General features: G+C 69.7%; 17 protein-coding genes. 10 read left to right on the top strand and 7 right to left on the bottom strand.

Translation table 11 applies throughout. The features are described from left to right. Positions 1–3: 3 nt before the first annotated feature. The 8 genes from Acor_RS34215 (at position 4) to Acor_RS34185 (ending at position 8,150) form a co-directional block, all read left to right on the top strand. The gene (locus Acor_RS34215) at positions 4–522 is read left to right on the top strand and encodes a hypothetical protein (RefSeq protein ID WP_155340913.1); all 519 of its coding nucleotides are present in this window, start codon (positions 4–6) and stop codon (positions 520–522) included. A gap of 294 nt (positions 523–816) precedes the next feature. Further along, a complete protein-coding gene (locus Acor_RS34210) occupies positions 817–2,619 on the top strand; it encodes a phosphoenolpyruvate carboxykinase (GTP) (RefSeq protein ID WP_155340939.1) in 1,803 nt (600 codons plus the stop codon). A 184-nt stretch (positions 2,620–2,803) separates the two neighbouring features. Continuing rightward, a complete protein-coding gene (locus tag Acor_RS34205) occupies positions 2,804–3,844 on the top strand; it encodes a TIGR04222 domain-containing membrane protein (RefSeq protein WP_170317219.1) in 1,041 nt (346 codons plus the stop codon). Further along, entirely contained in the window at positions 3,831–4,727 is an 897-nt protein-coding gene (locus tag Acor_RS34200; protein ID WP_218034649.1) for an MbnB/TglH/ChrH family RiPP precursor modification enzyme, read from the top strand. The genes Acor_RS34205 and Acor_RS34200 overlap by 14 nt, the downstream gene beginning before the upstream one ends. Then, the gene (locus Acor_RS42485) at positions 4,724–5,143 is read left to right on the top strand and encodes an SCO6045 C-terminal-like domain-containing protein (protein ID WP_170317218.1); all 420 of its coding nucleotides are present in this window, start codon (positions 4,724–4,726) and stop codon (positions 5,141–5,143) included. The genes Acor_RS34200 and Acor_RS42485 overlap by 4 nt, the downstream gene beginning before the upstream one ends. A gap of 102 nt (positions 5,144–5,245) precedes the next feature. Next, entirely contained in the window at positions 5,246–5,755 is a 510-nt protein-coding gene (locus tag Acor_RS34195) for a hypothetical protein (protein ID WP_246239502.1), read from the top strand. A 59-nt stretch (positions 5,756–5,814) separates the two neighbouring features. Continuing rightward, on the top strand, positions 5,815–6,597 hold the full coding sequence (locus Acor_RS34190; RefSeq protein ID WP_155340911.1) for an isoprenyl transferase: 783 nt from the start codon (positions 5,815–5,817) through the stop codon (positions 6,595–6,597). Between the two features lie 278 nt (positions 6,598–6,875). After that, positions 6,876–8,150: an RNA 5'-3' helicase PhoH2 gene (locus Acor_RS34185; protein WP_218034651.1), complete on the top strand. Its 1,275-nt coding sequence runs from the start codon at positions 6,876–6,878 to the stop codon at positions 8,148–8,150. Between the two features lie 3 nt (positions 8,151–8,153). Here Acor_RS34185 and Acor_RS34180 read toward each other — a convergent pair whose 3' ends face one another. From Acor_RS34180 to Acor_RS34170, 3 genes are read right to left on the bottom strand one after another with little or no spacing between them, the layout of a single operon-like run. Further along, a complete protein-coding gene (locus Acor_RS34180; protein WP_155340909.1) occupies positions 8,154–8,678 on the bottom strand; it encodes a hypothetical protein in 525 nt (174 codons plus the stop codon). After that, entirely contained in the window at positions 8,675–10,096 is a 1,422-nt protein-coding gene (locus Acor_RS34175; protein ID WP_155340908.1) for a sensor histidine kinase, read from the bottom strand. The genes Acor_RS34180 and Acor_RS34175 overlap by 4 nt, the downstream gene beginning before the upstream one ends. After that, positions 10,093–10,767 (bottom strand): response regulator transcription factor, encoded by a 675-nt coding sequence (locus Acor_RS34170; protein WP_155340907.1) that lies wholly within the window; start codon positions 10,765–10,767, stop codon positions 10,093–10,095. Before Acor_RS34170 ends, Acor_RS34175 begins: the two co-directional genes overlap by 4 nt. Before the next feature lie 436 nt (positions 10,768–11,203). On the opposite strand from Acor_RS34170, the gene Acor_RS34165 reads away from it, so the two are divergent. Then, the gene (locus Acor_RS34165) at positions 11,204–11,797 is read left to right on the top strand and encodes an aggregation-promoting factor C-terminal-like domain-containing protein (protein WP_246239500.1); all 594 of its coding nucleotides are present in this window, start codon (positions 11,204–11,206) and stop codon (positions 11,795–11,797) included. Positions 11,798–11,874: 77 nt separating this feature from the next. Then, positions 11,875–13,791, top strand: coding sequence for a glycosyltransferase family 2 protein (locus tag Acor_RS34160; protein WP_155340906.1), 1,917 nt, complete (start codon positions 11,875–11,877; stop codon positions 13,789–13,791). Between the two features lie 3 nt (positions 13,792–13,794). Here Acor_RS34160 and Acor_RS34155 read toward each other — a convergent pair whose 3' ends face one another. The 4 genes from Acor_RS34155 to Acor_RS34140 all read right to left on the bottom strand — a co-directional run bounded on the left by Acor_RS34155 (position 13,795) and on the right by Acor_RS34140 (position 20,236). Next, positions 13,795–14,619 (bottom strand): SDR family oxidoreductase, encoded by an 825-nt coding sequence (locus Acor_RS34155; protein WP_155340937.1) that lies wholly within the window; start codon positions 14,617–14,619, stop codon positions 13,795–13,797. Positions 14,620–14,922: 303 nt separating this feature from the next. After that, on the bottom strand, positions 14,923–16,311 hold the full coding sequence (locus Acor_RS34150) for a class II fumarate hydratase (protein WP_155340905.1): 1,389 nt from the start codon (positions 16,309–16,311) through the stop codon (positions 14,923–14,925). Between the two features lie 82 nt (positions 16,312–16,393). Continuing rightward, positions 16,394–19,009, bottom strand: coding sequence for a serine/threonine-protein kinase (locus Acor_RS34145; protein WP_155340904.1), 2,616 nt, complete (start codon positions 19,007–19,009; stop codon positions 16,394–16,396). Between the two features lie 57 nt (positions 19,010–19,066). After that, entirely contained in the window at positions 19,067–20,236 is a 1,170-nt protein-coding gene (locus tag Acor_RS34140; protein ID WP_155340903.1) for a serine/threonine-protein kinase, read from the bottom strand. Positions 20,237–20,321: the final 85 nt, after the last annotated feature.

Below are 20,321 nucleotides of genomic sequence, written 5' to 3'. Positions count from 1 at the left end.
TACATGGATGCAGAAGAACAGCTGAAAGGCTGGTTCACCGGGCGACTGCCCGAAGGCTGGTTCGCCGGACGGCCCGAGATCGTGCTGGACCGCGAAGAGATCACCGTGCTCGGCACGCTCCCGCCGCTGACCGTCGCCGACGACCTGCCCGACGTGGAGAAGGCCGCCGCGCTGGATGGATACATCGAGCGGTTCCGCGCGGAGACCAGGGAACGCCGGATCGACATCGCCCGCGAAGCCGAGCACCGGTTCCGCCGGAAGGTCTCCTGGGGCGTCGTCGCGGGCGAGGAGACAGTGATGTTCACCACTCTCTCGGTTCCCGTGATGACCCGGCTCCGGCAGCCGGAACGGCAGGTGCTGGACACCCTCGTCGCCGCCGGGGTCGCGCGCAGCCGTTCCGACGCACTCGCCTGGTGCGTACGGCTGGTCGGCAAGCACACCGACACCTGGCTCGCTGACCTGCGCGATGCCCTCCAGCACGTTGATCGAGTTCGCGCCGCCGGGCCCGACGTAGTGGACTAAACCAATTAAGGAAAAGGTCTGGACCACTGCGATTGGCCTATACCAATGTGTAGGCCGGAAAATCTCGGTAAGGGGTGCACGCGTTTTCTTTGAACCGGGCCTGTGTGGGTAGGCTCCCACAAAGCATCATGGCCGCCACCTGCGCATAGGTGGCCGGGATATCGCTTGATTAACGGCGTGGAAACACAATGGTCTACGCCAATTGGATTAGGCGTGTATTCATCGTCAATGATGATTTGGCCCCGCTAGACAAAGGAGCCGTCCCCGATGTCCGTCATCGTTACCCGCAATCTCATGCCGACCTCTGAGATCGCCGATCAACTCACTCACCCGACCACTCACCACGAGCTGGCCGCCTGGGTCGGCCAGATCGCCGAACTCACCGAGCCGGACCGGATCGTGTGGTGTGACGGCTCGGAAGCCGAATGGACCCGGCTGACCAACCTGCTGGTCGACCAGGGCACCTTCACCCGGCTGGTGCAGCGGCCGAACAGCTTCCACGCGGCCTCCGACCCGAGCGACGTGGCCCGGGTCGAGGACCGGACCTTCATCTGCTCCGAGCGCGAGGCGGACGCGGGCCCGACCAACAACTGGATCGCGCCCGCCGAGATGCGCGCCACCTTCGGCGAACTGTTCCGGGGCAGCATGCGCGGGCGCACCATGTATGTGGTGCCGTTCTGCATGGGCCCGCTCGGCGGCGCCATCTCCCAGCTCGGGGTGGAGATCACCGACTCGCCGTATGTGGTGGTGTCGATGCGGGTGATGACCCGGATGGGCGAGGACGCGCTCCGCCTCATCGAGGAGCGCGGCGACTTCGTCAGGGCCGTGCACTCGGTCGGCGCGCCGCTGGCGCCGGGGCAGCGGGACGTGCCCTGGCCGTGCAGCCAGACCAAGTACATCAGCCACTTCCCGGAGACCAGGGAGATCTGGTCGTACGGCTCCGGCTACGGCGGCAACGCCCTGCTCGGCAAGAAGTGCTACGCGCTCAGGATCGCCAGCACGATGGCCCGCGACGAGGGCTGGCTGGCCGAGCACATGCTGATCCTCAAGCTCACCCCGCCGGACGGCGAGGTCCGCTACGTGGCGGCGGCCTTCCCGTCCGCCTGCGGCAAGACCAACCTGGCCATGCTCCAGCCGACCATCCCCGGCTGGAAGGTCGAGACGATCGGCGACGACATCGCCTGGATGCGCTTCGGCCCGGACGGCCGGCTGCACGCGATCAACCCCGAGGCCGGGTTCTTCGGCGTCGCGCCCGGCACCGGCGAGATCACCAACGCCAACGCGGTCAGGACGCTCTGGGGCAACAGCATCTTCACCAACGTCGCGCTCACCGCCGACGGCGACGTCTGGTGGGAGGGCCTGACCGAGCGGCCTCCGGCCGGCCTGACCGACTGGAAGGGCCGGCCCTGGACGCCGGACTCGCCGGAACCGGCCGCCCACCCGAACGCCCGCTTCACCACGCCCGCCGAGCAGTGCCCGACGATCGCCAAGGAGTGGCAGGACCCCGACGGCGTCCCGATCTCCGCGATCCTGTTCGGCGGACGCCGCGCCACCGCCGTGCCGCTGGTCACTGAGTCGCTCAGCTGGGACCAGGGCGTGTTCCTGGGCGCCAACGTCGCCTCCGAGAAGACGGCCGCCGCCGAGGGCAAGGTCGGCGAGCTGCGCCGGGACCCGTTCGCGATGCTGCCGTTCTGCGGCTACAACATGGGCGACTACTTCGCCCACTGGATCGCGATGGGCCGGACCCGGGGCGCGGAGCTGCCCAAGATCTACTACGTCAACTGGTTCCGCAAGGACGAAGGGGGCCGCTTCGTCTGGCCGGGCTTCGGCGAGAACAGCCGGGTGCTCAAGTGGATCGTCGACCGCCTCAACGGCCGGGCCGACGCGGTCGAGACGCCCATCGGGCGCCTCCCGGTCGAGCTCGACACCGAGGGCCTGGACATCGCGGCGGACGACCTCGCCCTCCTCCTCACGGTGGATAGGGAAGTATGGCGGGAAGAGGCCGCGCTGGTCCCCGGGCACTTCGAGACCTTCGGCGACCACCTGCCGAAGGAACTCTGGGATGAGTACCACGCCCTGGTCGCACGCCTGAGCTGAGTTCCCAAGAGCAGGAATGCCCGCCAGCGTCGCCGGGCGTTCCGAAACGCCGGACAGCCCGCGCTTCGGCGCGGGCTGTCCGTTCTTTGTGGGGATGCGAAACTATCGCGGGCATGCGATCGTCTATCCGAATAGACGGGGTGAATGTGGGACAGCGGGCCCCTCGTCCCCCCGGGGAGGCGACATGGAACTGGTGCTTCTGGTCCCCGCGTTTGTGATCGCGGTGCTCATTGTCTCGATCTCGTCCTCGATCAAACGCGAGCATCGCCGGGTGCGTTCTGTGCACCCGCTCGGCGGTCCCCCGCTTGAGGTGTACGAGCTCGCGTACCTGGCCGGGGGGCCGAGGCGGACCGTGAACACGGCCATCGCGCTGCTCAGCGCGCAGGGCCGGCTGCGGGTGTCCCGGGGCGGGCGACTGGCCGCCGTGTCCGGGTCCGGTGGGTCGCGCGAGGCGGTCGAGCAGGAGGTCCTGAACCTGGCGAGCGTGCCTGGCGGCCAGACGGCGGGCGCGGTGCGCCGGGCGATGGCCGAAGGACCCGCGCTGATCGGGATCATGCACCGGCTGACCGGCCGCGGCTACATGGTCCCCGAGACCGCGCTCGCGCAGGGCCGCTCCTACAACCGCATCCTCGGCTGGTTCGCCGCGCTGTCCGGGATCAACTGGGTGCTCTCGGTGGTCCTGATCGCGACCCAGGCGGTGCCGGTCGGCGTCGGGAACATCCTGGCCGTGATCTCCGGCGCTTTCTTCAGCCTGTACGCGCTGATCAGGCACCAGGCCAACCAGCGCACCCTCCGCAGTCTCCTGACGAGAGCCGGCTACGACTCCTTGAGCGCGGCCCGGGTCACTTTCCGGCGGGGCTCAGGGCACATGCCCATCATCCACTCGCCCGTCCACGGCGCTTACGGCGTCAACGACAACACCTTCGCCTACGCGGCGGTCGGCGGCGCGGTGGCCCTGTACGGCCTCGGCGAGTTCAACTCGCCCGACGCGGACGAGATCGCCCGCGAGGATCACATGCAGGGCTCTTCCGGCGGGGGCTGCGCGGCGGGCGCCTGCGGAGGTGGCGGTGGGTCCAGCGACTTCGGCGGTTCGTGGGGCTCGGACCCGGGTGGGTTCGGGGGCGGCGACTTCAGCAGCGGCGGTTCCAGCGACTCCGGTGGCGGTTCCAGCTGTGGGGGCGGCGGTTCCAGCTGCGGTGGTGGTGGGTGCGGTGGCGGCAGCTGATCGCGACCGGGCCGAACTCGGGGTGGTGACGGCTGATCCCGGCGGGGTCGTCGCGGCTGATCGCGGCCGGGTCGAGCTCGGGGTGGGGATCGGCTGGCGGGCCGAGATCGATCTGACCGTGGAGCGGCTGCCCGGGGTCGAGTTCGTCGAGGTCATCGCGGAGGGTCTGCGGCCGGGCAATCTGCCCGAGTCGCTGCGGGTGCTGCGGGAGCGCGGGGTGCCCGTGATCCCGCACGGGGTGGCCCTCGGCATCGGCGGAGCCGACAAGCCCGAAATTTCGCGACTTCGGCATCTGGCGGCCTGCGCGGAGGCGCTGGCCGCGCCGCTGGTCAGCGAACATCTGGCGTTCGTCAGGGGCGACGGACTGGAGGCGGGCCACCTGCTTCCGGTGCCGCGGACCCGGGACGCGCTGGCGGTGGTGGTGGCCAACATCAAGATCGCGCAGGCCGAGCTGCCGGTGCCGTTCGCACTGGAGAACGTGGCCGCCCTGTTCGGCTGGCCGGACGACGAGCTCACCGAGGCCGAGTTCCTCGGCGAACTCGTCGAGCGCACTGGCGTGAAGCTGCTGATCGACGTGGCCAACCTCTACACCAATGAGGTCAACCTGGGCGCCGACGCCCGGGAGGCGCTCGACCGGCTGCCGCTCACCGAACTGGCCTACGTGCACGTCGCCGGAGGGCACTCGCACGACGGCGTCTGGCACGACACCCACACCGCGTCCGTGCCGGAGTCCATCCTGGACGTGCTCACCGAACTCTGCGCCCGGGTGGATCCGCCGGGCGTGCTGCTCGAATGGGACGACGACTACCCCAGCGACCAGGCGCTGTCCGAAGAACTCGGCCGGATCAGGGCCGCGATGAGCCGGGCCGCCACCCGCTCATGATCGAGGAATCCGTCGGCACGGCCGAGGTCGATGCCACCCGAGAGCGGATTGAGGACTCGGTCGACGCCGCCCGGGAGCGGCTGGCGCGGGAGGAAGCCCGGTTGCTGGCGGCGCTGGTCGCCGGTGCGCCGCAGCCGCCCGGGTTCGATCCGGCCAGGCTGCGGATCCAGGCGCACAGCCTGATCGCCAAGCGCCGGGGGCTGGTGGCGGTGGCGCTGCCCGGACTGGTTTCGGCGCTCGGCGCGGAGTTCGCCCGGGAGTTCTTCGCCTACGCCGACGGCCGCCCCAAACCGCCCGGTGGGTCGCGGGCCGACGCCCATGCTTTCGTCGAATGGCTGCGCGCCGAGGGCCGGCTGCCCGCCGCGCCCGAACAGCGAAGAACGTCCCGTTGGCGGGGATGGCTGCGAAAGAGCTGAGATCTTCCGCTCGGGAAGGGTTTGGGCGGAAGTGCGGTGGATACCCTCTGGGACGTGGGGGGACTACGTTGTGTTGACGGTTCGTATCTGAGCGTTCATCCGATGCTCTCTCGGGACAGCGTGGGGATGCCGTACGAGATCACCCTGGCGCTGCGCCGGAACGGCGCGCCCTATGGCGTCGTCGGGGAGCGGTGCGGGTGGTTCCTGGCGCGGCTCGCGCGTGGGGTTGCTGCGGCGCGCGGGGAAGCAGGGGATTGGCGGGATCCGGATGACCGATTTCCGGGGCCGGGGGAAGAGCTGTTCACGTTCAGATACCGGGCGCGTACCGACATCGTGGGCAGCGGGGAGTTGCGCTGCCAGGTCCGGACGATTCCGTCGTGGCAGCCCGGCGCCGGGCGGGAACCGGGGAAGTGGCGGCTGACCAGGCGGGCTTTCGTGGAGGCGTGGGGGAGCTCGGGGGTCGGGCTGCGGGCGGTGCTCACCTCCGGCCAGCTGGCGGCATTCCTCAACGGACTGGTCGCCGAGGCAGAAGACCGACTTGGCACCTGTTTTGGGATGGAACGCAACAGCAACCTCATAAAGGGAGCGGGCACTGTCGCACGCCCCCGATAATTACTTGATTCAGCTGCCTCGGAGTCGGCCTGAGGCGGTGGGACCAACCTGGGGGCGCCATGGGCGTGCGCGATCTCGTGTACCGCAATCTCATGTACAAGGTGTACGAGCGCAGGCTTGAGCAGAAGATCGCCAAGGCGGCCGGGCCGGCCCCCCGGCACGTCGGCGTGATAGTGGACGGGAACCGGCGCTGGGCCAGGATGATGGGCCTGGAAGACGTCAACCGCGGCCACCAGAAGGGCGCGGACAAGATCTCCGAGCTGCTGGTGTGGTGCCGCGAGGCCGGAGTCGAGTACGTCACCCTCTGGCTGCTCTCCACCGACAACCTCTCCAGGGACAAGGCGGAGCTGGAGCCGTTGCTGCAGGTCATCGAGGGTCTGGTGGGCAATCTGGTGGACCAGGGGTGGCACATCACCCCGATGGGATCTCTCGATCTGCTGCCCGATCACACGGCCCGTGTCCTAAAAAATGCCAAAGAAGTCACATCACACCGTCCCGGGCTGATTGTGAACGTTGCGGTTGGGTATGGAGGAAGACGTGAGATCGCTGATGCGGTGCGCTCTCTTCTCCAGGAGCACGCCAGCAAGGGCGCGAGTATCGAGGACCTTGTCGAGGTCCTCGATGTCGAGCACATCGCGGAGCATCTCTACACGCGTGGCCTGCCCGACCCGGATCTGGTCATCCGGACGTCGGGAGAGCAGCGACTCTCCGGATTCCTGCTCTGGCAGAGTGCCCACTCGGAATTCTATTTCTGCGAGGCCTACTGGCCGGATTTTCGCAAGGTGGATTTCCTCCGGGCACTGCGGTCCTATGGCGCGCGTCACCGTAGGTACGGATCCTGAAACGGCACGTGAACAGCCCCTTTCGGACAGGATTGAAGCGTTGGCGGGCGGGGATTCAGGTCGTACCGTAAGAAGTAAGCAGCAGTGCTTACCTCGGGAGAGGGCCCATCCTTGCGTCTCAAAGACCTTGCGAGGAGGGCCGGTCCACGGTTCCGCCTCGGCGGGGTCCGGGCCCGGTCCGTTCACCACCAGTCAAGGCAGGGCGCCGACCTTTGGCGCCCGGGGGAGAACGCGTGGCATTGTCCTCAGGCAACCCGTCCAAGTCCCGTCGCACGTACATCCTCGACACATCGGTCCTGCTCGCTGATCCAGCGGCGATAAGCCGCTTCGACGAGCACGAGGTTGTACTCCCGATCGTCGTTATCACCGAGCTGGAGGCCAAGCGGCATCATCCCGAATTGGGGTACTTCGCCAGGCAGGCGCTGCGCTCACTCGATGACCTCCGGGTAAAGCACGGACGACTCGACGAGCCAATGCCCATTGGCGAGGGCACGATACGGGTGGAGCTCAACCACAGCGACCCGTCGGGGTTGCCGGCCGGGTTCCGGCTGGGCGACAACGACACCCGGATCCTGACCGTCGCGCAGAACCTCGCGAGCGAGGGATTCGACGTCGTGCTGGTCTCCAAGGACCTGCCGATGCGGGTGAAGGCCGCCTCCATCGGCCTGGCCGCGGAGGAGTACCGGGCCGAGCTGGTGTCCACCACCGACGCCGGCTGGACCGGAATGTCGGAACTCCAGGTGACCACGGAAGACGTCGAGGTCCTCTTCGAGAACGGCACCGCCGATCTGGAGGACGCCCGCGAGCTGCCCACCCACACCGGGCTGCGGCTGCTGTCCAGCAAGGGCTCGGCACTCGGCCGGGTGCTGCCGGACAAGTCGGTCCGGCTGGTCCGCGGCGACCGCGAGGTCTTCGGCCTGCACGGCCGCTCCGCCGAACAGCGGATCGCGCTGGACCTGCTGATGGACCCCGAGGTCGGCATCGTCTCGCTCGGCGGACGGGCCGGCACCGGCAAGTCCGCGCTGGCGCTGTGCGCCGGTCTGGAGGCCGTGCTGGAACGCCGTCAGCACCGCAAGGTGATCGTCTTCCGCCCGCTGTACGCGGTGGGCGGCCAGGACCTGGGCTACCTGCCCGGCACCGAGAACGAGAAGATGGGCCCCTGGGCGCAGGCGGTCTACGACACCCTCGGCGCGGTCACCACGCCCGAGGTGATCGAGGAGGTGCTGGACCGCGGCATGCTGGAGGTGCTGCCGCTCACCCACATCCGCGGCCGTTCGCTGCACGACGCGTTCGTGATCGTGGACGAGGCCCAGTCGCTGGAGCGCGGTGTGCTGCTCACCGTGCTCTCCAGGATCGGGGCCAACTCCCGGGTGGTGCTCACCCATGACATCGCCCAGCGGGACAACCTGCGGGTCGGGCGGCATGACGGCGTGGTCGCGGTGGTCGAGAAGCTCAAGGGCCACCCGCTGTTCGCGCACGTGACGCTGACCCGCTCGGAGCGCTCGCCGATCGCCGCCCTGGTCACCGAGATGCTGGAGGATGTGACGCTCTAACCGCTAGCGGGGGAGTTGCCGGCCTTCTGCCGCGAGGTCCCAGAACTCGCGGCAGGTGTGCTCGCCGAGCGAGACCGGCCCCCCGTGCGCGGTACGGGTGATCTTCACGGCCCAGATGTCCTGCCGCTGCCGCATGGCGGTGCAGGTCATCTGGGCCAGTGCCGTTCTGGTGACCCGCGCGCCGCCGCTGATGAACAGCGCCAGCCGGAACCCGTCCGCGTTCTCCGGGTCGTTGCGTACCACGCCGAACCGGGTCAGCTGGCTGGACTGCCACTGGAGCCCGGCCAGCGCGGTGCTCAGGCCCTCGGTCCTGGAGCCGGCCTCGAACAGGGCCGCCATGACGTGGTCCATGGAGTGCGAGGCCGCCGCGACCCTGAGCGGTTCGAGGCGGTCCTCGCGGAGCAGGTAGACGGTGGCGAAGGTGGTCTTCGGGCTGATCACCGGCGCGGCCCCGCCGTCCAGCACCTCGGTCGGCCGCACGCCGCAGCCGGCCACCAGGACCAGGACGAGCAGCCAGGTTCTGTTCATGGGCGCGGCACCCACAGGGTGAACTGCGTGCCGGGGTCGCAGAGTTTCACGGTGATCGTGCCCCGGTGCAGTTCGGCGTTGGCCTTGGCGATCGACAGCCCGAGGCCACTGCCCTCGCTCCGCGTCCTGGTCACCCCGGCCTTGAAGAACCGGTCGAACACGTGCGGCAGCGCCTGCCGGGGGATGCCCTCGCCGTGGTCGCGGACCATCACCTCCAGGCCGCTGGGCAGCACCCGGGCGCTCACCAGCACCGGCGGCGCGCCGTGGCTGAGCGCGTTGCCGGCCAGATTGGCCATGATCACGTCGAACCTGCGCGGGTCCAGCGAGTAGATCAGCCCCGGCGGCACGGTCAGCTTGACCTGGTCGCTCCAGCCGCGCACCTCCAGGCAGTCGGCCAGCGCGTCGCCGACGTCCACGCTCTCCCGGTTCAGTACGGCCGCGCCCGAGTCGAACCGGCTCACCTCGATCAGATGCTCGACCAGCACCCGAAGCCGGACGATCTCCTTCACCACCAGGTGCACGGCCTGCCCGGCGTCGTCGGGCAGCTTCTCGGCCTCCTCGCTGAGCATGTCGGTGACCGCGATCATGGTGGTCAGCGGGGTGCGCAGCTCGTGCGACACGTCGGCCACGAACCGGCGCGACATCGCCTCCAGGCCGCGCAGCTCGGAGACGGTCTGCTCCAGCGCGGCGGCGGTCTCGTTGAAGGTGGCGGTCAGTTCGGCCAGCTCGTCCCGGCCGTGCACCGGCAGCCGGGTGTCCAGCTCGCCCGCGCCGAGCGCCCGCGCGGCCGCGCCCAGCCGGCGGACCGGCAGCAGCACCTGGCGGGCCGAGAGCAGGGCCAGGGTGAGGGCGATGACCAGGGTGAGCAGGCCGGCCTGGAGCAGGGCGTACCGGAGGTTGGCGAGGACGCGTTCCTCGTTGCGCATCGACACGAAGACGTACACGGACATGCCGGTGGAGCGGGTGGCGCCGGTGCCGGTGAGGCGTTCGACGTCGGTGCCGACCAGCAGGGTGGGCTCGCCGTCGAGCACCAGGGTCTGGTAGGAGAGGCGGTGCCTGGCGTCGGCGCGGAGCTGGTCGGGGATGTCGCCGGGGCCGAGGGTGGCGTTGTTGCTGGTGCGCGCGGGCTCCTGGCCGTACTCCAGGACGACCTGGCGGTCCGGGCCGCTCAGTGATTCGACCAGGCCGGCCAGGTCGTCGTCGGTGACCGAGGCGTCGTTGGGCCAGAGCAGGTCGCTGGTGCCGATCGGCAGGGTCATCCGGTCGAGCACGTCCCTGACGTCCTCGATCGCGCTGCTCTCGGCCCGGTGCAGCAGCTCACCGCGGACCAGCTGGTAGCCGATGCCCGCGACCATGGCCGAGGCGGTCACCGCGACGATCGTGAACGTGACGACGAGCCGCTTGCGCAGGCTTCTCATGGAGGACTGAATCGATATCCGAACCCGCGTACGGTGTGGATGAAGATCGGCTCGGCCGGGACCGGTTCGATCTTGGCGCGGATGCGCTGCACGCCCGCGTCCACCAGGCGGGAGTCGGCCACGTGGGTGTGGTCCCAGACCGCGCGCAGCAGGTAGCGGCGGTTCAGCACCTGGCCCGGGTGGCGGACCAGCTCCAGCAGCAGCCGCAGCTCGGTCGGGGTGAGGTGGATCTCGCGGCCGTTGAGGGTGACCTTCAGCGCGCCCCGGTCGATGACCAGCTCGCCGAAGGTGATCCGGTCGGTGGAGGCCGATTCGAGGCGGCGCAGCACCGCGCGGATCCGGGCGTCCAGCACCCGGGGCTCGACCGGTTTCACCACGTAGTCGTCGGCGCCGGCCTCCAGGCCGACCACCACGTCCAGGTCGTCGCCGCGCGCGGTGAGCAGGATGATCGGCAGCGAGTCCAGTTTCCTGATCCGGCGGCACACCTCGACGCCGTCGATGCCGGGCAGCATCACGTCCAGGATCACGATCTCCGGCCGCCTGGCCCTGATGTGATCCAGTGCTTCTTCGCCCGTCGCGTACCCGGTGACGGAATGCCCCTGCCGGGTCAGCGCGAGCTCAAGCCCGGTACGGACCGAGGGGTCGTCTTCGACCAGGAGGATGCCTGCCACTGGGTCATTATGGGGCTTTGTATGTACCGAAACCGTGACACGGGGTGCACAGGATCCAAACGATCCAGCGGGAAGCTGGCCCCAGGGGCCCTCCTTCGGTACGGGGGTCCGAGGGGCGGCCCCTGTAACCACACCCGCCACAGAGGTGCTGTGACCAAAATCACATTGGTCAAGAAACCCCATGTAACCGGCGCATAGGTCAAAGGAATACCAACTGACTTTCACGTTTGGGTTGCGGACCACCCCCCGTCCCAGGGCAAGCTCATAGGTCGTGAGTCCAGGTCAGCAGTTGTCGGATCCTTCGTCGCCCCCGCGCGCCCGATCCAGACGTGCCAAGCGTCCGGAACGTCCCGAGCGCCAAAGTCGCCAGGATCGCCCGGACCTGCCGCCGCGGAGCGCGCGGCAGCCCATCCTGACCCCCAAGCGCATCCTCATCATGGCCGTCACCGTGGCCGTGATCGCCGGGGGCGCCACCTACCTGGTCAAGACCTCCATCTACAACGCCAGCCTGCCGCCGCAGATCATCGATCCGGCCGTGCTGGCCGGCGACTTCGGCACCAGCGCCAAGATCGACGCGCTGAAGGCGCACGCCGCCGCCGCGCTCCAGAAAGAGAAGATCGAAGCCGAACGGGAGGGCCGCCCGGCCCTGGACCCGGCCAAGAAGCCCGAGCAGGCCCCCGGCGGCAGCGGCTTCCCGCCGATCGACTTCCCGTCCGGCTCCAACCCCGACCCCGGCAGCAACAAGGCGCTCGGCAAGCAGATGACCGAGGCCATGGGCTGGTCCGCCGAGTGGGGCTGCCTGGAGAAACTCTGGGACAAGGAAAGCCACTGGAACGAGCGGGCGATGAACCGCTACAGCGGCGCGTACGGCATCCCGCAGTCGCTCCCCGGCAGCAAGATGGCCAGCGCGGGCAGCGACTGGCAGACCAACCCCGCCACCCAGATCAAGTGGGGCCTCGGTTACATCAAGAACCGGTACGGCTCGCCCTGCGGCGCGTGGGGACACTCCCAGCGGGTGGGCTGGTACTAGCGAAATCCAGGTCAGCCTTTCCCGATCCTTCGGCAAGGCGGCGCCGCCCCCGGCGGTGAGCGCCGCACGCTTGCCGTATGGGTGTGAAGGTCAGTGTGGTGGTCTCGGTGTACAACCCGGGGCCCTCGGACGACTCCTTCGACGCGTGCGTACGCTCGCTGCTGGAGTTGCCGCCGGACGAGTATGAAGTGATCTTCGCGGACGACCTGTCCACGGATGGCACGAAGGAGCGCCTGGACGCGGTCGCCGGCGTCCGCCCCAACGTGCGGGTGCTGCATCTGGAGCGCACCGGGTCGCCGTTCAAGGGCCGCAACTCGGGGCTCGCCGCGGCGCGCGGCGACTACGTGTTCTTCATGCACGCCCACGATCGGCTCGAACCCGGCTCGATGTCGCGGATGCACGCGAAGGCCGTGGAGACCGACGCGGACGTGCTGGTCGGGCGGCTGGCCATGGACGGGCCGCCGCTGTCGGTGTTCAGCCGCAGCCGGGACCGGGCGGACCTGCTCAGGGACCGGCTGCTGACCGTGCCGACCGCGCACAAGCTGTTCCTGCGCGAGTTCCTGGAGAACCACCAGCTGTGGTTCGGCGAACGGCCGCTGGCCGAGTACGCGTTCGTGCTGCACGCCTACCTGGCGGCGAAGGTGGTCGCGATCCTGGCCGAGCCGGTGTGCTGCCACGTCGCGCCGGCGGGGTCGCCGGAGCCGCAGGATCCGCGTGAGCTGGCCGCCGGGGTGCGGACGCTGATGGACATCGTGGACGCGCAGACCCAGCCGGGGGCGCAGCGGGACCGGGTCAACGCGTACCTGTTCCGGGTGCTGGCGCTGCGGCGGCTGGGCGGCTCGCGGTACGCCGGGACGTCGGCGGACCGCCGGGGCCGCACCTTCGCGGCGCTGCGCGAGCTGGCCGCCGAGCGGTTCCCCGAGCGGCTGGACGGGTATCTGCCGGTGCACCAGCGGGCCCGGGTGGCGCTGCTGCGGGCCGGGCGGCAGTCCGAGCTGACCGATCTGGCCTGGGAGTCGCGGGGGACCCGGCTGGAGGCGCGGCTGTCGGACGTGCGCTGGGACTCCAGCGTGCTCACGCTGTCGCTGACGGTCGAGATCGTCCGGGCGGACGGTACGCCGCTGTGGTTCCGGGAGCGGGACGGGCGGCTGCTGTGGCAGCCGCCGGTGCCCATCGAGGGGCTGCTCGATCCGGCGCTGGCCGACGTGACGGAGGCGGCGGCGAACGTGCGGATGGAGGTGTTCATCCGCAATCCGGACACGGGGGTCAGCTACTTCCTGCCGGTGACCAGCGAGGTCGACCAGAAGGCGGTCGGCGAGCGGGTCCGGGTGCAGGCGGTCGGCTCGGCCCGGCTGGATGTGGGCACGGCCGCGCTCGGTTATCCGGTCGATCCGGGGGTGTGGGAGGTGCACGTCCGGATGCGCGGGGCGCAGCCGGCCAGGGCCAGGGTCGGGAAGCCCGAGTCCGGGGTCAACGTGGCCGGGGTGCTGACGGACTATCCGCGGCGGCTGGTGGTGCCGTGCTGGTCGGAGCTGGGTGAGCTGAGCGTGTGCGTGGAGCCGCGGTCGTTCCCCGAGTCGATCGCGCTGGTGTCGCCGGGGGCGTCGGCGGTGCGGCGGGACCGGTACGCGTATGTGGCGATGCCGGTGCCGTACGTGCCGCCGAGCGGGGGGCCGACGGCGGAGCTGGTGCTGCGGCAGAAGGGCGGGCGGGGGCGGACGGTCACGGTGCCCGCGCTGGTGGAGCCGGGGGTGCCCGGTCGGCTGGCCGGGCAACTGGTCGCCAAGGTGCCCGTCCGGCGGTTCGGCGGCACCGGGGTGCTCGGGCCGGGGACCTGGCGGCCTCGGCTGCGGATGGAGGAGAAGGTGGTGGATCTGCGGTTCGGGCTGGACGTCAGCCGGGGCGGGCAGGTCCGGGTGCTGCCGGTGCAGCCGGTCAAGCCCAGGAAGCCGTCGCTGTTCAGGCGGCTGTTCCGGCGGTTGCGGCGGCGGTGATCTTCAGCGGGCGGTCCAGCCGCCGTCGAGGGGGATGGAGATCCCGGTGATGAACGAGCCCTGGGGGGAGCAGAGGTAGGCCACCATCTCGGCCACCTCCTCGGGCTCGATCAGACGCTTGATCGCGGCGGGCTGGAGCATGATCCGCTCGACGACCTCGGCCGGGTCGATCCCGTGGGACTCGGCCTGGTCGGCGATCTGCGCCTCCACCAGCGGGGTCCGCACATAGGCCGGGCTGACACAGGTCGAAGTCACCCCGAACGGCGCACCCTCCAGCGCGATCACTTTCGACAGCCCTTCGAGCGCATGCTTGGCCGTCACATAGGCGGATTTGTACGGCGAAGCCCGCAGCCCGTGCACGGACGAGATGTTCACCACCCGCCCCCAGCCCTGCGCCTTCATGCCCGGCAGCGCACCCTTCACCAGCTGGAACGGCGCCTCCACCATGACCTTCAGAATCCGCGCGAACACCTCAAGCGGAAACTCCTCGATCGGCGCGACATGCTGGAACCCCGCGTTGTTCACAATGATGTCCGGAAAAATCCGGATCTCATCCGGGGGCGACGGCGCCGACCAGTCCGCCAGCTCCTGCGCGTACGGGCTGCGCGCCACCTGATCCCGGATCGCCCGCATGAACCCCGGATCCGACAGATCCACCGTCACCGGCGTCCCGCCCAACTCCGCCGCCACCTTCTCGGCCGCCTCCGCATGCAGATCCACGACCACGACATGCGCCCCCGCCGCCGCCAGCCGCCGCGCACACGCCCGCCCGATCCCACTCCCCGCACCGGTGACCAGCGCGGTCCGCCCCGCCAGATCCCCATCCATACCCGTCATGCTCGCCGAATGTAGGCGTCACTTCCAGGACCGCCCATGGGGCAAGCCGACATAGTCCCGTAGCTGTTTATATGGCCGCGCCTCTGGCGCGGCGGGCTTGGCCGCGACATATGACTAGGGAGAGAGCTGATGAACATCGCCGCCAGCGTCACGGCTGGCAGGGAGATATGGCTGAGAGGCACGAACAGATTGGGTCGTGCCTCTCAGGCGCCGGTGCGGTGAGGACCGTCACCTGCGTGAACGGCGCCGGATATCGGCGATCAGCCTGGCGGCTCGCTCGTTCCGTCGGGAGTCCTAGATGGGTGGGCGGGTCATCGACAGGACGTCGAGGACTTGGTCGAGTTGGGTTTCGGTGAGGGTGCCGTTGGAGATGTGGCCGCGTTCGATGACGACCTGGCGGATGGTTTTGCGGTCGGTTAGGGCTTGTTTGGCGATTTTGGCGGCCTCTTCGTAGCCGAGGTAGCGGTTCAGGGGGGTGACGATTGAGGGGGAGGATTCGGCGTACTCGCGGAGGCGGTCGGGGTTGGCGGTGAGGCCGTCGATGCAGCGGTCGGCGAGGAGGCGGGAGGCGGAGGTGAGCAGGCGGATCGATTCCAGGATGTTTCTGGCGATCACCGGGAGCATCACGTTGAGTTCGAAGGAGCCGGATGCGCCGGCGAAGGTGATGGTGGCGTCGTTGCCGATGACCTGGGCGGCGACCATGGCGACTGCTTCTGGGATGACCGGGTTGACCTTGCCGGGCATGATCGATGAGCCGGGTTGCAGGTCGGGGAGGTTGAGTTCGCCCAGTCCTGCGCGGGGGCCCGAGCCCATCCAGCGGAGGTCGTTGGCGATCTTGGTGAGGGAGACCGCGATGACCTTGAGTGCGCCGGAGAGTTCTACCAGGCCGTCTCGGGCGCTCTGGGCCTCGAAGTGGTTTCCGGCCTCGGTGAAGGGCACGCCGGTGGTTCTGGATAGTTCGGCGATGACTTTTCCGGCCCAGGCGTGGTCGGGGGTGTTGATGCCGGTTCCGACCGCGGTGCCGCCGAGGGGGAGTTGGGCGACGCGGGGGAGGGTGCCCAGGACTCGGTCGATGCCGTACTCGATCTGGGTGGCGTAGCCGCCGAATTCCTGGCCGAGCGTGACCGGGGTCGCGTCCATCAGGTGGGTACGGCCGGACTTGACGACTTCCGCGAATTCTGTGGACTTTGTTACCAGGGCGGTTGCCAGGTGCTCCAGGGCGGGCGTGAGGGCCTCTGTGACGGCTTGAGTGGCGGCGATGTGGATTGAGGACGGGAACACGTCATTCGAGGACTGTGCGGCGTTTACGTGGTCGTTGGGGTGGACTGGGCGGCCCAGCTTCTCCTCGGCCAGGGTCGCGATCACCTCATTGGCATTCATGTTGGACGAGGTCCCCGAGCCCGTCTGGAACACATCGATGGGAAACTGCTCATCCCACTTCCCATCGGCCACCTCATTGGCCGCGTCCCTGATCGCCTCCGCCATGTCATGCTCGATCAGCTCATAAGCCGCGTTCACCGTGGCACAAGCCGCCTTGATCCGCGCGAGAGCCGCGATATGCGCAGACTCCAGCCCACGGCCGGAGATCGGGAAGTTGTCCACCGCACGCTGCGTCTGCGCCCGCCACTTGGCTTCGGACGGCACCTGGACCTCGCCCATGGAGTCATGTTCGATCCGCGTCATGACTCCAGTCTCCACCCCGAAGTGGATCAAGAACCTCCGGATGGGCGTTCCTCGCCGAACTCGGCGATTGCGCCCATTCCGATCAAGAACCGGACGAGGTGTCCCGAGTCGGGACGAACGACTTGAACACCGCGTCACGTTCCGGCTGGACCTTCTGCCAGGTGGATTCGGGCGCCTGCCAGGAGATCGCATACGTGGCTTTGCCCGGGATCGACACCCACCGGCACAGCACCCGCACGGGCGTGCCGGTGTCCAGGTAGGTGAACTCCCAGTCCACGCTGCTCGTGCCGGGGTACGGGCTGGGTGTCAACGGGGCGATTCTGGCCAGCTTGTACCCGGGATACTCCCCATCGGCTTCGCCCGCCGCCGCGACCTTCTTGATCGCCTCCACCAGATTGGCCGGATGCTCGGGGACGATCTCGACCCGCATCCGGTTCAGTTCCTCGCCGAAGGTGACGCCGTCGTCGTTCCCCACCGGGTCGCTGAACCGGCTCGGGTAGTCGATGGTGAAACCGTTGGGGTCGTCGTGGCGCATCATCGCCGGGCCGGACGAGGGTGCCGGCGTGCTGGTCGACAGCGCCGTGCGCTTCACCTGGGTCGCGTCCTCGGCGGTCGCGCCGAGCGCCGAGAACGCGAAAACCGCGAGCGCGGCCAGCACGACCACGGCCACCGCGACCACGATGATCACCGCCGCCTTGCGGCCGTTCCGGTCCTTCCGCACCGGAGGCCGCCCCTGCTGCGCCTGCATCGCGAACAGATCGGTCCCCAGCCCCGCTGTCATCCCCGGCCCACCCGGCCCACCCGGCCCACCCGGCCCACCCGGAATCCGCACGGCCTGCGTCGCCGAGTCAGGACCGATACCCAGCGGAGCCACCATCGGCGGCACCTGCGGAACCTCGCCGGGCGCATAACCGGACGGATAACCGGGCTGCCAACCACGCGGATCGTGCTGCGGAACCTCACCGGGGGGATAGCCGGGCTGCCATCCACGCGGGTCCTGCTGCGGCATCGGCTGCTGGCCATACCCGTCCTGCTGGCCATAACCAGGCTGCCGATCGTAACCAGGCTGGTCGTAACCGGGCTGCTGACCGTAACCAGGCTGGGGATACCCAGGCTGGCCATGTCCCGGCTGGCCGTGACCGGGCTGGTCATAGCCAGGCTGCTGGCCATACCCGTGCTGCTGGTCGTATCCGGGCGGACCCTGCTGCGGGGGCGGACCGTAGCCCGGCTGGGCCGGAGGCGACGGGTGGGCGTAAGGCGGTGGCGCGGGCTGGTTCCGCAGCGGGTCGGCGCCCTGCGGCGGCGGAGGCGGCTGCTGGCGCTGCGGGGCGTTCGGCAGCGGCAGCGGGCTCGGGGTGGCGTCGTTGTCAGGCGGGAAGACCCGCTTGCCGGGCAGCCGCCCGCCCACGGTCGTGTCGTCGGAGGCCGGCTTCCGCACGATCGTCGGGGTGTCGGCGGGGGGAAGCTCGGCCGCTGACGGAATGAGAGCACCCCCAGCCGACCGGGCGATCACGACCGTCCGCTCGGATTCGTCCGGCCCCGAACCCGGAACGGGCGCGGTCGGCGGCGAGGCCGCAGGTCTGCCAGGCACGGGCTGAGACGGCGGGCTCCCGGGCCGGGGAGCAGCCGGTGGCGCGGGCGGCTGCGGACTCGCGGGCCGGGGACCGGGTGGCTGCGCACTCGCGGGCCGGGGAGCGGCCGAAGGAGCGAGGGGACTTCCGGGCCGGGGAGCAGCCGGAGGAGCGGGTGGTTGCGGGCTCCCGGGCCGGGAAGCGGGCGGAGGAGCCAGCGGCGCGCTCGCCGGTCGCGGCGCGGCCCGAGGGGCCGGGGGAGCCGGGGGCCGGTTTGGTTGTGGTTGGGGTTCGCCTGGGAGGCGGACCGAGGTGGGGGTGTCGGCGATGGTGCGGAGCATCACGGCCGCGCGGTCCGGACCGAGGCGGAGGGTGTAGTCCTTCTCCAGCAGGCCCTCCAGCACCGGCCGGAGCGGCCCGGCGTGCACGGGCGGGTCGCAGCTCTCGGTCATCAGCGCGGTGAGCGTCTCGGCCACGGAACGCCGCTCGTACGCGGGCCGCCCCTCCACCGCGAAGTACAACGTCGCACCCAGCGCCCACAGGTCGGACTCCGGCCCGGTGTGATCCCCACGGGCGCGCTCAGGCGCGGTGTAACCAGGAGACCCGATCACCATGCCGGTCTGGGTGAGCGCGCTGTCCCCGATCGACTTGGCGATGCCGAAGTCGGTCAGCACCACCCGCCCGTTCTCGGTGAGGATCACGTTGCTGGGTTTGACGTCCCGGTGCAGGATGCCCTGCCCGTGCGCGGCCCGGAGCGCGCCGAGCAGGTCGTGGCCGATCTCGGCCACCAGCCGCAACGGCAGCGGCCCCTCCTGCTCGATCACCTGCTCCAGCGAGCGGCCCTCCACCAGCTCCATGATGATCCACGGCACGCCCTCGAACTCGATCGCGTCGTAGATCGTGGCCACCGACGGATGACGCACCCGGGCCGCAGTACGGCCCTCGCGGATCATGCGTTCGCGTAGTTCGAGGCGTTGCTCGGCGGTCAGCCCGGAATCCTGCCTGATCTCTTTGACCGCGACGTCGCGCCCGAGCGAGCGATCGACGGCACGCCAGACGGTGCCCATGGTGCCGCGACCAAGGGGAGTGATCAACTCGTAGCGCTCAGCGAGCAGCCTGCTCTGCATGAGTAGAAAGATACCGATGCTTCCTTGAGTATCGCTTTCTGATCACTTGCGAATTTTCTAGCGACGAAACCGACGTGGCCAGAAACGCCGGGGAAGAACCATTTTGAGGAAGTTCGTCAGAGCCCGCGAGAAAGGGCCCGGAACCACCTCGTACTCCATCGGCTTGCGGTGCACGCCCTCCGACGGGCGGCGGCGCTGGGCCGGCACGGCGGCCATCTCGCCGGCGCCGGCGTGCGCATCGCGCGGGTAGACCGGCAGCGGCGGCGCCGGGCGCGGGGCCGGCCGGGGCTGCGGACGCGCCTCGGCCCGGTGCTGCCCGCGATGCGGCGGCTTGCGGATCGCCGCGGGGAACATCGGCGGCGTGGAAGGACGGTGCGGCCGGTGCGGGGCGACCGGCTCCTCGGCGGAGCCGCCCGCGGCCACCCGGGCCAGCATCAGGGCGGCCCGGACCGCGTCCAGCCGGGCCTCGGGGTCGATCTGGAGCAGGCCGCGCAGCACGGGGGCCAGCGGTCCGGCCCGCTCCATCGGGATGGGGGCGCCGCTGGTGAGGGCGGCCAGCGCGGCGGCAGCCGTACGGCGGCCGTGCAGGCCCCGGCCCTCGACGGCGGTGTACAGGGTCGCGCCGAGCGACCACAGGTCGGCGGCGGGGCTGGCCTTGTCGCCCAGCACCCGTTCGGGCGCGATGTAGCCGGCCGAGCCGAGCACGATCCCGGCCTGGGTGATCGAGACGTCGCCCTCCAGCGCGGCCAGTCCGAAGTCGGTCAGCACCGTCCGGTCCTCGGTGACCAGCACGTTGCTGGGCTTGACGTCGCGGTGCAGGATGCCCTTGGCGTGCACGGCGCGGAGCGCGCCCAGCACCTGGCGGCCGATCTCGGCCACCCGCTGCGGGTCCTGCGGGCCGCCGTTCTTGACCAGCTCCTCCAGCGATTCGGCCTTGAGCAGCTCCATCACGATCCAGGGCCGGTCGTCCTCGGTGATGACGTCGAAGACGGTGATGACGGACGGGTGCGCCACCATGGCGGTCGCGCGGCCCTCCCGCTCGGTCCTGGCGCACAGTTCGGCGCGCAGTTCCTCGTCCAGGACCAGCGGCAGCCGCACTTCCTTGACCGCGACATCTCGGTCAAGGAGCTCATCGCGGGCACGCCAGACGGTCCCCATGCCGCCGCGTCCCACCGGCTGGACAAGCCGGTAACGCGCGGCTAACTGGTATCCGGACGGCGCGCGCATGGGTGGCAGCTTACCCATTTCGGTACAGGTGCCTGTAGACACCTGGCCGAATAGTTGTCGAGATCTTCTGTCAAATCCGGTCAGG

The organism is Acrocarpospora corrugata, assembly GCF_009687845.1.
GTDB classification, from domain to species: domain Bacteria; phylum Actinomycetota; class Actinomycetes; order Streptosporangiales; family Streptosporangiaceae; genus Acrocarpospora; species Acrocarpospora corrugata.
This window is presented reverse-complemented; position numbering and strand designations above follow the sequence as displayed.

What these genes read in the sequence shown, in the direction of transcription:
- Acor_RS34175 (WP_155340908.1), bottom strand. Translation starts at nt 10,096, where the DNA reads ATGAGAAGCCTGCGCAAGCGGCTCGTCGTCACGTTCACGATCGTCGCG.
- Acor_RS34210 (WP_155340939.1), top strand. Translation starts at nt 817, where the DNA reads ATGCCGACCTCTGAGATCGCCGATCAACTCACTCACCCGACCACTCAC.
- Acor_RS34195 (WP_246239502.1), top strand. Translation starts at nt 5,246, where the DNA reads ATGCTCTCTCGGGACAGCGTGGGGATGCCGTACGAGATCACCCTGGCG.
- Acor_RS34205 (WP_170317219.1), top strand. Translation starts at nt 2,804, where the DNA reads ATGGAACTGGTGCTTCTGGTCCCCGCGTTTGTGATCGCGGTGCTCATT.
- Acor_RS34190 (WP_155340911.1), top strand. Translation starts at nt 5,815, where the DNA reads ATGGGCGTGCGCGATCTCGTGTACCGCAATCTCATGTACAAGGTGTAC.
- Acor_RS42485 (WP_170317218.1), top strand. Translation starts at nt 4,724, where the DNA reads ATGATCGAGGAATCCGTCGGCACGGCCGAGGTCGATGCCACCCGAGAG.
- Acor_RS34160 (WP_155340906.1), top strand. Translation starts at nt 11,875, where the DNA reads ATGGGTGTGAAGGTCAGTGTGGTGGTCTCGGTGTACAACCCGGGGCCC.
- Acor_RS34140 (WP_155340903.1), bottom strand. Translation starts at nt 20,236, where the DNA reads ATGCGCGCGCCGTCCGGATACCAGTTAGCCGCGCGTTACCGGCTTGTC.
- Acor_RS34145 (WP_155340904.1), bottom strand. Translation starts at nt 19,009, where the DNA reads ATGCAGAGCAGGCTGCTCGCTGAGCGCTACGAGTTGATCACTCCCCTT.
- Acor_RS34180 (WP_155340909.1), bottom strand. Translation starts at nt 8,678, where the DNA reads ATGAACAGAACCTGGCTGCTCGTCCTGGTCCTGGTGGCCGGCTGCGGC.
- Acor_RS34155 (WP_155340937.1), bottom strand. Translation starts at nt 14,619, where the DNA reads ATGGATGGGGATCTGGCGGGGCGGACCGCGCTGGTCACCGGTGCGGGG.
- Acor_RS34165 (WP_246239500.1), top strand. Translation starts at nt 11,204, where the DNA reads ATGGCCGTCACCGTGGCCGTGATCGCCGGGGGCGCCACCTACCTGGTC.
- Acor_RS34215 (WP_155340913.1), top strand. Translation starts at nt 4, where the DNA reads ATGGATGCAGAAGAACAGCTGAAAGGCTGGTTCACCGGGCGACTGCCC.
- Acor_RS34150 (WP_155340905.1), bottom strand. Translation starts at nt 16,311, where the DNA reads ATGACGCGGATCGAACATGACTCCATGGGCGAGGTCCAGGTGCCGTCC.